Source organism: Actinophytocola algeriensis (assembly GCF_014203735.1).
Lineage (GTDB): Bacteria > Actinomycetota > Actinomycetes > Mycobacteriales > Pseudonocardiaceae > Actinophytocola > Actinophytocola algeriensis.
Window position 1 is genome coordinate 226,749 of the sequence record NZ_JACHJQ010000005.1, and the last position, 15,462, is coordinate 242,210.

Consider the following 15,462-nt stretch of genomic DNA (forward strand, 5'->3'; position numbering starts at 1 on the left):
TCCTCCTAGATGGGGGTGCCTGCCGGTGGTTCCGGCAGTTCGGCGGGGTGCTCGTACGCGGCCTTCTCGATGGCCTCCCAACGGGTCCGGAGCGCGGGACGGTCCCACGGTCCGGTGGCGGCGGCCTCCACGGCCGCGACCCGTGCGTGGTGGTGCAGCTCCGGCGAGGTCACGGTGTGCTCGAACCGGCGCAGCAGCGTCCACCCGATCGTCTCGGTGACCGGGTCGCGGTCGTCGGTGGTGAGCAGCTCGACCGCCCGGCCCGCGACCGCGGCGACCAGCTCGGACAGCGGCAGCCCGGTGCCGTCGGCGAGCCGGTTCACGCGGGCCGGGGCGAACAGCGTGCGGGCCACCACGTCCGTGCCCGCCGCGATCGCGGCCGCCGCGTCGAACGCACCCGCCGTGCGGTGGTCGAACTGGCCCTCACGCCGGTCGCGCCCACCCGCCGGTGCCACGAGCAGCGGCCGGACGTGTGCCGGGACGGCCAGGAACGACGGGGTCAGCAACCCGGACAACTGGTCGAGCGCGGCGCGCTGCTCGGCGGCGGGCACCGGCGTGGCGGCACCCGCGAAGGACGTGCCCGCGGTGACCGCGTAGCGGCGCCGGTGGCCGCCGACGAGTTTCGCCACGGCCGTCGCCTGGTGCCGGTGCAGCAGGTACAGCACCAGGAACCGGCGCTCCATCTCGTTCGGGTCGCTGCCCGGCGGCACCACAGCGGGCCCGAAGCGGGCCAGTGCCGCCGCACGCACCGCCAGGAGGTCCCGCAGTGCCGAGGTCGGCTCCGCCGGGGCGATCCACGTCGCGCCGCAGGCGTCCGCCGCGTCGTCACCTCGGGCGTCGTTGTCGGTGACGTAGTCCAGGTCCACGGGATCGGCCGGGCCCGCGCCGGTGCCGTAGAGCGCGGCCACCTGGTACAGGTCCCACGGTCCGGCACCGGTCGCGTACGGCGTCCGCGCCGACGGCCGGTCACCGTCCACTGTGAACAGCGGGCCCGGGTAGTCCATCACGGACGGCTTGCCATGGCTGTGCGACGCGAAGTTGTGCGCGAACCCCAGCCCGTGCCCGATCTCGTGCGCGGCGAGCTGCCGCAGCCGGGCACTGACCACCGTCCGCACCGCCTCGGCACCGCGGTCGGTGTCGTACGGCGCGAGCACGCTCTCCGTGATGGCCCGCAGCTGCTCGATCCGCTGCGACCCCAGCCGCACCACGGCCCGCAGGATCTCGCCGGTGCGCGGGTCGACCTGCGGGAAACCCATGGACCAGCCGCGGTCCGCGCGGTGCACCCACAGCACGACGTTGCGCCGGGGGTCGTGCAGGTCCGCACCATCGGGCAGCGGCTCCACCCGGTACCGGCCGGGCAGCCCGGCCGCCGCGAACGCCTCCTGCCACCAGTTGCCGCCCTCGACGACGGCGTCCCGCACGGCGGCAGGCATCGCCGGGTCGAGGTGGAACACGATCGGGTCGTCGGCGCGGAACCGCGTGGCGAGGGCGGTTTCGGCGTCCCGCTCGGCGATCGTGTCGAAGCGGTGCACGGTGTGGTCGGGGGTCATGCCGCTCGTGGGGTCCAGCGGCACCCGGGTGTAGCCGGGCGCGGGCAGCGGGCGCAGCGCGACCTGCTGGCGCACGCTCACCGTCTCGCCGGGCGCCGGCCGCAGCGGCGGCGTCGGCGGCCCGGCCCGCAGCATCAGCCCGGGGTTGGGCCGGGCCTTCGGCTCGCGGGCGCGGAACGTCAGCACCGACTCGATCGCCAGCACGTCCCCGTACCACGTGGTCCGCTCGACCCGGCTGAGCCCGGGGTCCAGCACGTACGGCCGCTCGGCCGCGTCGGTCAGCCGCTGCGCCCCGCCGACGAGGTCGACCAGCCCGAGCGGCGCCGGGTCGAACTCCCCACCGTCGCCAGGGCAGCGCGCGAGCACCGACTCCGCGAACGACGCGGTCGCCGCCGCCTGTTCGGCCGGGGTGGTGCCGGAATGGCCGTAGGCGGTGTTGCGGGCCGTCACGACCACGCCGATCTCGTCCCGGTCGGCGCGGCACACGAACGACGGGCCCACCTCGCCCCGGTCCAGGCCGGTCGCGGAGAGGCCGAAGCCGCCGATGATCGTGGCGTGCAGCAGGAAGCCGGGTCCGCTCGCCCACTCTGCTGTCGAACGCTCTGTTTCCGAACGCGGTGTCGTTGAACGCTGGGTCACTCGACGATCGTGCCTTCCGGCGAGCGCCCGCCGCCAGGAACCGCCGCGAGGAGCGCGCGGGTGTGGTCGGCCTGGGGCGCGGCGAACACGTCGTCGACCGGCCCCGCCTCGACCACCTGCCCGTGGTGCAGTACCACGACCTCGTCGCTGACCTGCTCGACGACCGCGAGGTTGTGCGAGATGAACAGCATGGTCAGCGACCGTTCGTGCCGCAGCCGGTCGAGCAGCCGCAGCACCTCGGCCTGCACGGAGACGTCGAGCGCGGAGGTGATCTCGTCCGCGATCACGACCTCCGGTTCGCAGATCAGCGCGCGGGCGATGGCGACGCGCTGGCGCTGGCCGCCGGAGAACTCGTGCGGGTACCGGTCGGCCGCGTCGGCGGGCAGCGCGACCTCCGCGAGCGCCGCCTCGATCCTGTCGCGGTGCCTGCCGACCCGCGCACGGGCCGGGTCGACGGCCTCGGCGAGGGTCTGGCCGATCGTGCGGCGCGGGTTGAGCGACGAGTACGGGTCCTGCGGCACCATCCGCACCCGCCGGGTCAGTTCCCGCACCGGCACCTCGGCGCCGTCGAGCAGCACCCGCCCGGCGGCGACCGGCACGATGCCGAGGATCGCCTTCGCGAGCGTGGACTTGCCGGAGCCGGACTCGCCGACCAGTCCGACCGTCTGTCCTGCCGGGACGGTCACGCGCACGTCGTCCAACGCGGTCATACGTCCAAATCGGACGGTGAGATCCGCCACCGCGAGCCCGCTCATGACCGCACCGCCAGCCGTGGCACCGAGTCGAGCAGCATCCTCGTGTACGGCGCGGTGACGGCTCCGGCCCGCAGTGCCTCGCACGTCAGCTCCTCCACGATCTCTCCGTCCTTCATCACCAGCACCCGGTCGCACAGCTCCTCGACGACGCCGAGGTCGTGGGAGATGAACAGGATCGACGTGCCGGTCTCGTCGCGGATCCGGCCCAGCTCACGCAGGATCCCGGCCGCGACGGTGGTGTCGAGTGCGGTGGTGGGCTCGTCGGCGACGAGCAGCGCGGGCTCGGCGGCCAGCGCGGCGGCGATCATGGCCCGCTGCCGCATGCCGCCGGACAGCTCGTACGGGTGCGCCCGCAGCACGCGTTCGGGGTCCGTGATGTGCACCTTCGCCAACAGGTCCGTGATCACCGATCGCGCGGCCGACTTGGACAGTCCTCTGTGGACTCGCAGCACCTCCGTGAGCTGGGTGCCCATCCGCAGCGCGGGGTTGAACGTCGTCCCGGGGTCCTGGTAGACCATCGCGACCGTGTCGGCCAGCTCGCGCCGGGTGGGCCTGCCGAGCAGGTCGATGCCGCCCGCCCGCAGCTCGCTCGCGGTCGCCGTCAGTCCTTCCGGCAGCAGCCTGGCCAGCGACAACGCCGTGAGCGACTTGCCGCTGCCCGACTCGCCGACCAGCCCGACGATCTCGCCGCGGCCGATCTCGAACGACACCCCGCGCACGAGCGGCGTCCCGTCGGCCCGCGCCACGGCCAGGTCCCGCACCACCACGGGCGCGGTCGACGCACCGGGTGCGGACCCGGCCGGAGTCTCGGCACGGGCGGTGGTGCGGCGGCGGACCCGGGGGTCGACCGCTGCCGCGAGCCCGTCGCCGATGAGCATCGCGCCCACCGACAGCAACAGGATCAGCAGCGTCGGCCCGACCACCTCGAGCGGCCGCGAGTAGATCGACGGGAGCGCGTCGGCGAGCAGCCTGCCGAGGTCGAAGTCCGGGGTCTGCACGCCGAGGCCCACGAACGACAGCGCGGACATCGCGACCAGCCCGGTCGAGAACGCAGCCGCGACCTGGATGAGCAGCGGCTCGGCCATGTTGGGCAGCAGGTGCCTGCCGATCACGGCCCGCCTCGGCACCCCGGACAGCCGCGCGGTGGTCACGAAGTCGCGCTGGTACAGCGCGCCGGACAGGTTCGCGGTCAGCCGGGCCGTCGCCGGGATGTTCGCCACCGCGACCGCCACGACGAGCTGCCAGCGCCCCGCGCCGAGGATGGCCGCGAGCACGACCGCGACCAGCAGCTCCGGGTAGGAGACGGTGATCTCCACGAACCGCAGCGCGAGCTCCCGCACGCGGCGGGGCGCGGTCCACACCGCGGCACCGGCGAGCACGCCGATCGACATGGAGATCACGGTCGCGGCGAGCGCCATGATGAGGCTCGCCTCGGCACCCACGAGCGCGCGGGCGAGCTGGTCGCGTCCGAAGTAGTCGGTGCCGAGCCAGTGTTCGCCCGAGGCAGGTTGGGCGATGTCGGCGGACAGGCGCGCCGCGCCGTCGCCGATGACGAGCGACGCGATGAGCACGGTCAGCCCGGTGCCACCCAGCAGTACCACCCCCGCGATCAGCGCCGGGTTCCAGCGCAGCCGCCGCGCCTTCGCGGAGCCGGCATCAGGCACAGCCGCGGAGCTTGCTGAGCGAACCTCAGGCACAGTCGCCCTGTCAGACATGCTGTCCTCCGCGCACCCTCGGGTCGACGATGCCGAGCAGGACGTCGACGGCCATCGTCATCAGCGCCGACAGCACCGCGAGGATCAGCACGATGCCCTGCACCAGCGGGTAGTCCTTGGTGGCGACCGCGTTCACCACGCCGAGCCCGAGCCCGGGCCAGCCGAACACGGTCTCCACGCTGATCGCGCCGCCGAGCATGGCGACGAGGACGATGCCGCTCAGCGTGAGCGTGCTGGTGAGCACGTTCGGCAGCACGTACCGCAGCGCCATCCGCAGCCCGGACAGCCGCCAGCCCCGTGCGGTGCGCAGGAAGTCCTGTTCCAGCACGACCGCGGTCTCGCGCCGCACCACCCGTGCGATCAGGCAGATCGACGGCAGGCTCAACGCGAACGCGGGCAGCAGCAACGAAAGCCCCGGCTGCGAGCGGGTGTACGCGGGTGGCAGCACCTCCAGCGTCACCGCGAACAGCAGCACCAGCAGCGTCGCCATGACGTACGGCGGGATCGCCGCGACGACCGCGGTCACGTAGTTGAACGTCGAGTCCAGCCTGCGCCGCTTGCCGCCGCGGGTGAGCGCGCCGATCGCCATGCCGAGCGGCACCGCGAGCACGAGCACCACGAGCAGCGCGAGGAACGACAGGCCCGCGGTGAACGGCAGCCGCCGGAACACGACCTCGGACACGGGCGCGTTCAACGAGAACGAGTGCCCGAGATCGCCCTGCAGCAGCCCGCCGACGTAGTCGAAGAACCGTTCGTACAGCGGCCGGTCGAGCCCCAGTTCGGCGCGGACGCGGTTGATCTGGTCGATGGTGGCGTCCGGGCCCGCCGCGCTCACCGCGGGGTCGCCGGGGATCAGCGGCACGATCACGAAGGTCACCACGACGGCGATGACCACGGTGCCCGCGAGCCCGCCGAGCCTGCGCAGCGCGAAGCCGGTCCACGACGACCCGGCGCGCACGCGGCGCGGCCGGGGCGGTGTCAGTTCGGTGGTGTCGGTCATGTCGCACCTATCCGCAGGGTCGCCAGGTCGACGTAGTCGTCGAACACGGACACGGTCACGTCCGGGCCGGTCACGTAGGTCAGGGGACTACCGGCCAGCGGCACGATGTCGTCCCGCTCGAACAGCGACCGCTGGGCCCGGCCGAACGCCTCGCACCGCGTCCTCTCGTCCGGCGCGGCCAGGCCGTCGGCGAACGCCGCCTCGCCCTCCGGGTTGTCCGACGCGCTGTAGTTGCGGCCGCCGTCCTCCACGGCCGGGCCGATGACCCGGTCGAGCGACGCGCTGATCGAGCCGACGGAGTTCAGGTCGCCGAGGAACACGAGGTCCCAGTCGGCGCCGCCCTCGGCGATGGTGCTCCAGAACGTGGCGTTGTCGACCTTATTCATGGTCACGTCCGCGCCGGCGTCGGCGAGCACCTGGTACACGTAGTCGGCGCCGCCGCTGAACTGCCGGTTCGCGGTGTTGCCGATCATCGTGATCTTCGCGCCCGCGAGCGTTGCCGCCGCGCCCTCCGGGTCGTGGCGTTCGAGCAGCGCGGTGTCGGTGTTGACGCACGCGAAGCTCGACGGCACCACCGAGCGCAGCACGTCCCCGGTGTTCCGGCTGAAGATCGCGTTGAAGGAGTTCTGGTCGATCGCCTTCGCCACCCCCTGGCGCAGGTCGGGCCGGTCGGCGAAGACCCGGCCGGGCCGCTGGTTGAACACGACGTAGGCGGTCGCGTTGATCACCTGGTACTGGTGCAGGTCCGGCTGCGCGGTGAACCGCTGCACCGCGTCCGGGTCGGCGAACTGGCCGAGGTCGAGGTCGCCGGCGAGGATCTGGTTGGCCATCGTGGACTGGTCGGTGGTGATGCCGATCTCGATGCGCTCCGGCGGGGCGCCTGTCAACGGCTCCGCGAAGTCCGGCCAGGCGTCGTAGTCGTCGCGCAGGTCGAACGTGTAGCTCAGGCCCTGCTGCGCGTCGGCCACGGTGTAGGGGCCGGAGAACGCGCCGGGTACCGAGCCCGCCGCGAGTGCGTCCAGGTCCTCGAGCCCGGCCGGGCAGACGATGCCGGACTGCGGGATCGCGAGACCCTGGGGGAGGGTGGTGAACGGTTGCGACAGCGCGATCCGCACCGTCGCGCCTTCGGCGGTGATGGTCGCGTCGCCCAGCCCGAAGACCAGGTTCTTCCACGTCGACCCGGTCTCGGGGTCGGCGAGGTGGGACAGCGAGGCGGCGACGACCGGCGCGGTGATCGGCGTGCCGTCCGCGCAGGTGGCGTCGTCGCGGATGGTGAAGGTGTACGCCGAAGGGGACTCGGCCGCCCAGTCCGACGCGAGGCCGCCGACGAGCGTGCCGCCGTCGTCGCGGCGCAGCAGCGTGTCGTAGAGCAGGCTCGCCGCCTGGAACGTCTGCTGTCCCTGCGCCAAGGCCGGGTCGAAGCTCGACGGGTCGGCGTTGAGCACGGTCCGCAGCGTGCCGGTCTCGGCGGGGCCCGCGGTCGCGGCGCCGCAGGCGGCGGTCAACGTGAGAACGGCGAGCGCGGCGAGAGTTCGCTTCGTGCGCCGGCGGTTCGCTCCGCGAGTTCGGCTCATGGTGCGCCCTCCTGCAACGCGGTCGTGGTGGGGAAGTGCGGTGGGAGCGCGGTGGAGCCCGCGGTGCCGCCGCCGTCCACGCGCACGATGGAGCCCGTGACGAACGTGGTGGCGTCGCTCGCGAGCCACACCACGGCCGCCGCGATCTCGTCCGGTCTGCCCGCCCGGCCGATCGGGTTGGCCGACACGGCCATCGCGTACTCCGGGGTCACCGGGTTGACCGGGCTGTCCACCTCGATGAAGCCGGGTGCGACGGCGTTGACCCGGATGCCCAGCTCCGCGAGTTCGACCGCGCAGGCCTTGGTCACCATCTCCAGTGCGGCCTTCGAGGTGCAGTAGTGCGCCGCACCCGGCCGTGCGCGGGTGGCGGCGGACGAGCTGATGTTGACCACGGCGGCGGGGCGGCCCGCCGCGGCGAGCGCCCGGGTGAGCAGCATCGGCGCGCGCACGTTGACGTGCTGCACCTGGTCCCACGCCCGCGCGGTCATGTCGGCGAGCGAGGTCGCCGGGTAGATGCCCGCCGCGTTGACCAGCACGTCGACCGGTCCGGTCGCGGCCACCGCACGGTCCACGACCCCGGCACAGTCCGGATCGGACAGATCGGCGGTGAAAGCCCTGCCGCCCATCGGTGCCATCGTCGTCGTCAGTACGTCCGCGCGTGCGTCCACCCCGGTGACCGTGTCGCCGAGCGCGTGGAACGCCCGCGCGCACGCGAGACCGATGCCACCCGCCGCTCCTGTCACGAGCACGTGCCTCATGTGCCAACCGCCTCCGCTACCGCCGCGTGTGTGCCGAACCAGACGTCGTCGTGGTTCGTGATGTGGGTGAGCAGCTCCCGCAGCACGACCAGCCGCGAGCGGTGGCCGATCACGTGCGGGTGCATGGTCAGCTGGAAGAACCCGCACTCGGCGTAGGCGGCGTCGAACTCGTCGCGCCAGATCTCCAGCACCGCCCTCGGGGACGTGTAGTTGCGGCCCAGCATGAAGTACGGGACGTCGTCGCGGATCCACTCGACCGGCAGCTCGACCACACCGGTCGGCTCGCCGTCCGCGAGCAGCTCGTACGGTTCGTCGTCGGCCATCAGCGACGAGTCGTACCGCAGGCCCAGCTCGCGGATGACGTCCAGTGTGGACTCCGAGAAGTCCCAGCTGGGCGTGCGGATCCCGACCGGGCGGGTCCCCGCGAGCCGTGCCAGCACCTCGCACGCGCGGCCGGTGAGGTCCAGCTCCTCGGCCTTGCTCAGCCCGGTGTTGCGCTCGTGGATCCAGCCGTGCGCGGCGACCTCGTGCCCGCCCGCGACGAACGCCTCGACGTCGGCCGGGTGCAGCAGCGCGGAGACCGCGGGCACGAAGAACGTCGCCGGGACCCGGAACTCGTCGAGGAGCCGCAGGATGCGTGGCACGCCAGCACGTGCGCCGTACTCGCCCTGCGCGAGCCTGCCGGGGCTGATGTCGTTGTCCCGCAACGAGATCGTCTCGTGGTCGGCGTCGAAGGAGATCGCCACCGCGACCTGCGCGCCACCGGGCCAGCGCTCCGGCGTCAGCCGCCTGCCCGCGCGGACCCGGTCGACGTGGCCACGCCACACCGGTTCTTCCCACTGCCACGGCTGTGGTGTCACGGTGCTCGCCGCCCGTCCTCGTCGATCCGTGTCCAGGCCCGTTTGAGGGTGCGGGCCTGCAGGGTGAGGTCCGCGGCGTGGACGCCGGGCAGCGCGCCGACGACCTTGGTCAGGTAGTCGTAGAGGTCGCCGTAACCGGACAGGGTGCCGTGCAGGCACAGGTTGAACCGCCCGGTCGTGGCGCTCACGTACCGGGTGGACGACTCCTTCGCCAGCCGCGAGCCGACGTTCTCCAGCTCGGCCGGTTCGACCGCCAGCCACTGCATGAAGTCGACGTCCATGCCGATCACTGGGGTCTCGAACAACGTGCGGAACCGCAGGCAGCCGCGGCTGACCAGCGACTCGACGCGCCGGGCCGCGGTGGACTCGCTGGCCCCGACCGCGGCGGCGATCTGCGCGTAGGTGGCCCGCCCGTCCGCGGCCAGCACACCCGCGATGGCGAACTCCTGCTCGGTCAGCGTCACGGTCTCGTGCCAGGCGCGGTGGTCGGTGAACGGAGCCGTGTCGTCGCGCAGCAGGCCGCGTGCCGCGGGCCCGAGCAGCCCGGTGTCCCACTCCTCGAAGGCCGAGAACTTCCGCACCACGACCATCGACTCGGTCTCGACGATGTCGTCGGGCCGGGGGAGGTCCTCGACGAGCACCCGCGCGACGTCCTGGTGGCGGCGGACGACGATCTCGGCGGCCACGTCGGCGCTGCCGGAGACGACCGTGACGAACCGGGTCACGGGCAGCTCGGCGAGCGCCTCGGCGACCGCGTTCGCCCGGCCCGGCCTGCACCGCATGCGCACGATGAGCGAGATGCCGAGCCCGCACCGCAGGTGGTCGAGCACCCCGGTGACCCCGACGACCCGCGACTCGATGAGCTGCTGCCCGCGCCGCGCCACCGTGGACTCCTTGGCGTCCAGCACCGCCGCGATCTTCTTCCAGGAAGCGCGCCCGTTCAGCTGGAGCGCGGCCACGATCCGCCGGTCCACCTCATCGAGCCTGACGCCTTCGCTCATGCGCACACTCTGATGTGAAGGAATCCCTCATGTCAATGGCCAGTACTGCGGGATACGTCCATTTGACCTGGTCGACATGGCCAAGAAACCCGCTCCGACCGGGCCGGAGGACGTCCGGACCGCCGGACGGATGAAACGTGAGACACGATCCGGCGGATCACTTGACACCGGTACGGCGCCATCCTTTTCCTGGTACCAGGAAGATCAGGGGCAGTCGACGGCGAGGAGATCGGGCATGCGGCGGACCCTGCGACGGCTGGGTGCCGCCGCGCTCAGTCTCGTACTCGCGTTCGGGGTGGGAGTCACCGCGGCCGCGCCCGTGGTTGCCGAGTCGAACGGCGGTGTGCGGGTCATGCCGCTCGGTGACTCCATCACCGACGGCTACAACGTCCCCGGCGGCTACCGGATCAACCTGTGGCAGCGCATGGCGGCGGACGGGCACACCGTCGACTTCGTCGGTTCGGGGTCCAACGGACCCGACAGCCTCGGCGACCACGACCACGAGGGCCACAACGGGTGGCGGATCGACCAGCTCGACGCGAACATCGTCGGCTGGCTGCGGGCCACCACACCCCGCACGGTCCTGCTGCACATCGGCCACAACGACCTGAACGAGAACCACGACGTCCCAGGCGCGCCCGCCCGCCTGTCGGCGCTCATCGACAAGATCCGCGCCACCGCGCCCGCCGTGGAGCTGTTCGTCGCCCAGGTCATCCCGTCGACCTACCCGGAGCTGGAGGAGCGGGTGCGGGCCTACAACGCCGCGATCCCCGGCATCGTCGCCGAGAAGGGCCCGCGGACCCACCTGGTCGACATGTACTCGGCGATCACGACCGCCGACCTCGCGGACGGCGTGCACCCCACCGCCGCCGGCTACGCCAAGATGGGGGACCGCTGGTACGAGGCCCTGCGGTCCGTGCCCGGCAGCCTCAGGCCCGCGCTGCCCCCGGTCGGTGCCGCCGTGTCGCTGGTGAACCCCCAGTCCAACCGCTGCCTCGACGTGTCCGGGGTCAGCACCACACCGGGGGCGCAGGTGCACCTCTGGGGCTGCCACGGCGGCACCAACCAGCGCTGGACCCGCACCGCCGCGGGCGAGCTGCGCGTGTACGGCGACCGCTGCCTCGACGTCGACGGCAACCGCACGGCCAACGGCACGAAGATCCAGATCTGGACCTGCAACGGCACCACCGCGCAGCGGTTCACGTTCAACGCCGACGGGTCCATCACCGGCGCGGGCTCCGGCAAGTGCCTGGACCTCACGGCCGGCGGCACGGCGAACGGGACGCTGGTCCAGCTGTACCAGTGCAACGGGACCGGCGCGCAACGCTGGACAGGACGGTGACGGGCGCCGGGAGGCCGCCGGGCGTCATGGGATGACGACCGCCGTGCCGCCCGCGTCCTGCCCGTCCGCGCCGGTCCATGTGCTCCAGTTGTGCATGTAGCTGCCGTTCCAGGCGTAGCGTCGCGCGGTCAGGCCACCGTCGGCCGCCGGGATCCGGTAGTCGTTGCCGATGAACTTGTTGTCGCCCACCGCGTCGAACGCGTGGCCCCAGTACTCGCCAGGCTTGTCCGGGTTCTGGTCGCTCACCACACCGGTCAGGCCCAGCCCGAAACCGTTGGCACACCGCGTGCTGTCGATGGTGTTGTCCACGACGCGCAGTTGCTGCAGGTGCAGCTCCCGCCCCCGCCGCTCCTGGCCGCCTATCGCGTTGTGGTTGCCGGACACGGTGTTCCCCGAGACCTCGACGCGGACCGACGAGTTGACGTCGATGCCGGCGCCGTCCGGCAGGCCGGCCACCGGCTGCGGACCCCGGCGGCCGAGCAGGTCGCAGCCGTTGCCGATGACGGTGTTGCCCGCGATCCTGCCGTTGCTGCTGATCTCGAAGCGCACCCCGTCGGCGGAGTTGCGGACGATCGTGGAGTCCAGGAACCGCAACGAGTTCGGCACGGCCGGATCACCGGCCTGGCCGTCGGCCCACACACCGATGCCGAAGTTGTCGTGGACGTTCGCGCGTTCGACGACACCGGTCGCGCCGTTGGTGACCTTGATGCCGCCGGACTCCCAGTCGCTGACCCAGTACAGCGCCTGCGCCTTGTTGTGGTCGATCTCGACGTCGGCGATCGTGAAACCACGGCCGCCGTTGACCCCGCCGCCGAGCTGACCGTTGTAGGAGGACCGGCCCGCGGTGAACGACGCGCCGTCGCCAACGACCTTGAACCCGAGCGCGTGGTTGTAACTGGTCTCGACGCTGAAGACCCGCCACCGGTCACCGAGCTCCAGCGCACCCAGCTGGCTCGGCGACGCGAAGTACCGCACACCGAGATCGCGGACCACCACATCGGTGGCGGTCCCGGCGGTGATCGCGGCCGGGGTCCTGCCGATCTGCATCGTGACCGCGGCCGGGTCGTCCCGCACCCAGACGCGGTTGGCCGCGTAGTCGGCGTAGAACTTGCCGGGCCCGAGCGCGCTCAGCGACGCGACCCGGAGGAGCTGGGTGCTGTTGCGGAACACGTCCTCGAACCGGTGGCACAGGTTGGTGGTGAGGTCCTCGCACTGACCGTTCCTGTCGGTGTACGCGGGCGGCAGCACACCGCTGACGTACCAGTTGGCGCCGGACGCGGTCCAGCCGGTCATCACCCGCGCACCCGAGAGCATGGTGCCGCGCGTGGGTGACGGGCCCGCGCCCCACAGGGTGTCGCCGGTCTTGAGCCTCAGCGGTGCGCTCAACCGGTAGCGCCCCGCGGCGAGGCAGTAGGTGGTGCCCGCCGGATGCGCGTTCACCGCCGTCTGGATGTCGGCACCCAGCGGAACGGTGACCCCGGAGCACGTGTCGGCCTGCTGTGCCGCCGCTGCGGGCGCCACCGCCAGACCCAGTACGAGCGTCGCCGCCGACAGCACTGATCGCAGCACCTGACCTCCTCAGTCCACTGTGGACCACGCGGTCGTGTCCAGGGGATCCGCAGCCTAGATCGCGGCGGCGCGGTGCCACCAGACGAGGTGAACCGGCATGTGCGGGGCCTGTGCCCACGTCCCGGCCGGTGTGCGAGGACGCGGAGGGACCTGGCGCCGCGCGACGGCAGCACGCCGGCCGCTGTCACCTGGCGGTCAGGGCCCGCCCCATCGCCAGGCGGGACTCGGCGTTCTGCAGCGCCACCACGGAAATCGCGTGCAGCAGTGCCGGTTCGGGGTAGCCGAGGTCGCGCAGGGCCCGCAGGTCCGACGCGTCCATCCGCCAGGGGCTTCGGCTGAGTTTGCGGGCGAACCCGTCCAGCCGCTCCTCCCTGTCGTCGCGTGGTGTGTGCTCGGCCAGCTCGTCGGCGCGAGCGCGGTCGCAGGTCTCCTGCGCGGCCGCGCGCGCCAGCAACCCGCGGTCTCGCCGTTTCAGGGGTTCGCCGGAGTCGAAGACGTACTCGTGCCACCGCTGCCAGGCTTCGTTCGTGGCCGGGAAACCGGGGAGCGTGCGGAACTCGTCCGCGATGACCGGCCAGGACGCGCGGTCCGGTCGTGGCGCTGGTTCCCTGTCGCGCTCCGGCTCGAAAGCGGGCAGTGGGGAGGCGTAGTCGAACTCGACGCCGGAGGCGTCGGCGACCCGGGTCAGGTAGTTGAACATCGCCACGACCGCGATCGCGGACTCCAGCGCCGAGGCGTCGACCCCCTGTGCCGACAGCGACTCGGTGGAGTCAGGGGTGATCGACCACGGCCGTGCGGTCAGGTCGGCCGCGAACCTGGCCAGCGCGGCGCCACGTTCTGGCAGCAGATGGTTGTCGCCCTTGAGAACGCTCGTGGGCAGTGCGGCATCACCGCTGGCGACACGCAGAAACTCTGCGTGAGCCGACGTTCAATAGAAGCACTCGTTCGTGCGGGACGTGACGCTGCTGATCAGCTCACGGTCCGCCCAGTCCAGTGCGGTGCCGTGCAGTGACCCGGAGATCGCGAACGTGCGCCGCATCAGCTCCGGGTCCAGGCTGTGTGCGCGGATGATGCCGGGCGCGTCGTCGTGCGGCGGCCGGTACGCGTCGGGGATCGGCCGGGCGGCCATCATCGCGTAGGTCTCCGCGAGCTCGCCGACCGCGTCGGAGCGAGAGATGGTTCCCAGCCACGCCATGTCAGAAGCCTAGTGTCCCGCGCCGGCGCCTGACCAGATCGCACGACGACGAACCAGAGCGGGTCGATGACGAGCCGGTCATGGTGTGCGGAACCCGCGGAAGGTCACCGGCTTGCGCGTCTCGAAGCCGAGGCGTTCGTAGAGGGCGATGGCACCGGTGTTGCTCTCGGCCACGTGCAGGAAGGGGCGTTCGCCGCGGGTCGCGACGCGTGCGACGAGTGCGCCGACCAGGCGGGCGGCGAGACCGCGTCCGCGTGCCTCTGGTGCCGTGCAGATGGCGCTGAGCTCGGTCCACCCGGGTGGGCGCAGCCGTTCGCCCGCCATCGCCACCAGCGTTCCGCGTTCGCGGACACCGAGGTAGGTGCCCAGCTCGTGGGTGCGCGCCCAGAACGGTCCCGGCTGGGTCCGTGCGACGAGGTCGAGCATCTCGGGCACGTCGTCCGCGCCCAGTTCGACCACACCGGAGACGGTGGGCCGGCCGGACGGGCTGGGCATGGTCATCTGCCTGCCTTCGAGGACGAAGACCGGTTCCCAGTCCGGCGGCGGTGTCGCCGGGCAGCTGAACATGTCGGCGAACTCGCCCCGGCCGAGCAGCCGGGCGAGGTCGTCCCAGGCGCCGGGCCCCGTGGTTGTCGCGGAGAAGGTGGCGACCCCGGGCAGGTAGGTGACGGCCTGGCCCACCTGGCGGGCGAGGTGCGCGTGGTGACCGCGCAGTGACTCGCCGACGGGATCGTCGAGGACGGCGTCGTCGAGGATGGTGTCGTCGCGGTTCACCCGGTGCCGCACCTTCCCGATGCTCTCGTCGTCATTTCCCGGAGTCATTTCCCGAGCATGCCCAGCCGCGTCCACTGCCGCTCGTACTCACCCACCCACAGCCGCGGGGCGTGGCGCGCGACGGCGGCGTGCAGGTCGTGCCTGTCGCTCCCGGTGGGGATCGCGAAGCGGAGACGGTCGGCGGGAAGGGCTGGGATGGGCGGAGGTTCGGTCGCCGACCACGCATGAAGGGCGGAACCATCAGGCAGGTCCGGGGCGCGCAGGAAGACCTCCAGTGCGAAGTCCTTGCGGTGACCCAGTGACGAACCGCCGACGACCGCCGCCGTGGGGGCCCGGAGGTAGCCGACCCCGACGCCCGCGATGTCGGGCCAGGGGACGGGGGTCGCACCCCGATCGCGGTACCACCAGACCCCGGTGGCGTCAACGGCCACACCCGGCAGGCGATGGCGCCGGAAGGGAAACATCACCACGGCGAGGACGCAGAAGGAGAGGCCGACCGCGAAGAAGCCGGTGATGATCCCGCCGATCACCTTCTCCGCGCCGTCCTCGAAGTCACCGCTCGCGAACGCGTTGAACCCGAGCGCCGTCAGGGCCGCGAACACCAGCACGCCGATGAGCACGAACACCAGATGGCGCTTGTCGCCGTAGCGAGACCACACGGCGTCCGGTGCGGGAGCGGTAGGTTGCACGCCTCGGAGCCTATTGGCCGCCGAGCGTGCGCCACCCGCGA

The 15,462-nt window shown here is 72.2% G+C and carries 14 protein-coding genes; 1 reads left to right on the plus strand and 13 read right to left on the minus strand.

Annotation, left to right across the window (positions count from 1 at the left end):
* Window positions 1-5: 5 nt before the first annotated feature.
* The 8 genes from FHR82_RS47570 to FHR82_RS23625 are packed head-to-tail and all read right to left on the minus strand — an operon-like array spanning window position 6 to window position 9,852.
* Window positions 6-2,189 (minus strand): zinc-dependent metalloprotease, encoded by a 2,184-nt coding sequence (locus tag FHR82_RS47570; protein ID WP_184812693.1) that lies wholly within the window; start codon window positions 2,187-2,189, stop codon window positions 6-8.
* A complete protein-coding gene (locus FHR82_RS23595; protein ID WP_225943887.1) occupies window positions 2,186-2,899 on the minus strand; it encodes an ABC transporter ATP-binding protein in 714 nt (237 codons plus the stop codon). The genes FHR82_RS47570 and FHR82_RS23595 overlap by 4 nt, the downstream gene beginning before the upstream one ends.
* Window positions 2,900-2,940: 41 nt before the next feature.
* The gene (locus FHR82_RS23600; protein WP_221464209.1) at window positions 2,941-4,608 is read right to left on the minus strand and encodes an ATP-binding cassette domain-containing protein; all 1,668 of its coding nucleotides are present in this window, start codon (window positions 4,606-4,608) and stop codon (window positions 2,941-2,943) included.
* A gap of 43 nt (window positions 4,609-4,651) precedes the next feature.
* Window positions 4,652-5,659 carry an ABC transporter permease gene (locus tag FHR82_RS23605; RefSeq protein WP_184812696.1) on the minus strand — a complete coding sequence of 336 codons (1,008 nt, stop codon included), beginning with the start codon at window positions 5,657-5,659 and terminating at the stop codon, window positions 4,652-4,654.
* Window positions 5,656-7,233: an ABC transporter substrate-binding protein gene (locus FHR82_RS23610; protein ID WP_184812697.1), complete on the minus strand. Its 1,578-nt coding sequence runs from the start codon at window positions 7,231-7,233 to the stop codon at window positions 5,656-5,658. The genes FHR82_RS23605 and FHR82_RS23610 overlap by 4 nt, the downstream gene beginning before the upstream one ends.
* On the minus strand, window positions 7,230-7,991 hold the full coding sequence (locus FHR82_RS23615; RefSeq protein WP_184812698.1) for an SDR family NAD(P)-dependent oxidoreductase: 762 nt from the start codon (window positions 7,989-7,991) through the stop codon (window positions 7,230-7,232). The genes FHR82_RS23610 and FHR82_RS23615 overlap by 4 nt, the downstream gene beginning before the upstream one ends.
* Window positions 7,988-8,851, minus strand: a complete 864-nt coding sequence (locus tag FHR82_RS23620; protein WP_184812699.1) for a polysaccharide deacetylase family protein — start codon at window positions 8,849-8,851, stop codon at window positions 7,988-7,990. Before FHR82_RS23620 ends, FHR82_RS23615 begins: the two co-directional genes overlap by 4 nt.
* Window positions 8,848-9,852 carry an Lrp/AsnC family transcriptional regulator gene (locus tag FHR82_RS23625; protein WP_184812700.1) on the minus strand — a complete coding sequence of 335 codons (1,005 nt, stop codon included), beginning with the start codon at window positions 9,850-9,852 and terminating at the stop codon, window positions 8,848-8,850. The genes FHR82_RS23620 and FHR82_RS23625 overlap by 4 nt, the downstream gene beginning before the upstream one ends.
* Window positions 9,853-10,087: 235 nt before the next feature.
* Between FHR82_RS23625 and FHR82_RS23630 the strand changes: the two genes are divergently transcribed.
* A complete protein-coding gene (locus FHR82_RS23630) occupies window positions 10,088-11,194 on the plus strand; it encodes an RICIN domain-containing protein (protein ID WP_184812701.1) in 1,107 nt (368 codons plus the stop codon).
* A 24-nt stretch (window positions 11,195-11,218) separates the two neighbouring features.
* Here the strand turns inward: FHR82_RS23630 and FHR82_RS23635 are convergent, their stop codons facing one another.
* The 5 genes from FHR82_RS23635 to FHR82_RS23655 all read right to left on the minus strand — a co-directional run bounded on the left by FHR82_RS23635 (window position 11,219) and on the right by FHR82_RS23655 (window position 15,421).
* Complete coding sequence (locus tag FHR82_RS23635) at window positions 11,219-12,763, minus strand: right-handed parallel beta-helix repeat-containing protein (protein WP_184812702.1); 1,545 nt, start codon at window positions 12,761-12,763, stop codon at window positions 11,219-11,221.
* 184 nt (window positions 12,764-12,947) lie between these two features.
* A complete protein-coding gene (locus tag FHR82_RS23640) occupies window positions 12,948-13,469 on the minus strand; it encodes a carboxymuconolactone decarboxylase family protein (protein ID WP_184812703.1) in 522 nt (173 codons plus the stop codon).
* 222 nt (window positions 13,470-13,691) lie between these two features.
* Window positions 13,692-13,958, minus strand: a complete 267-nt coding sequence (locus FHR82_RS23645) for a carboxymuconolactone decarboxylase family protein (RefSeq protein WP_184812704.1) — start codon at window positions 13,956-13,958, stop codon at window positions 13,692-13,694.
* Between the two features lie 78 nt (window positions 13,959-14,036).
* Entirely contained in the window at window positions 14,037-14,780 is a 744-nt protein-coding gene (locus FHR82_RS23650; RefSeq protein WP_184812705.1) for a GNAT family N-acetyltransferase, read from the minus strand.
* Window positions 14,777-15,421, minus strand: coding sequence for a hypothetical protein (locus tag FHR82_RS23655; protein ID WP_184812706.1), 645 nt, complete (start codon window positions 15,419-15,421; stop codon window positions 14,777-14,779). The genes FHR82_RS23650 and FHR82_RS23655 overlap by 4 nt, the downstream gene beginning before the upstream one ends.
* Window positions 15,422-15,462: the final 41 nt, after the last annotated feature.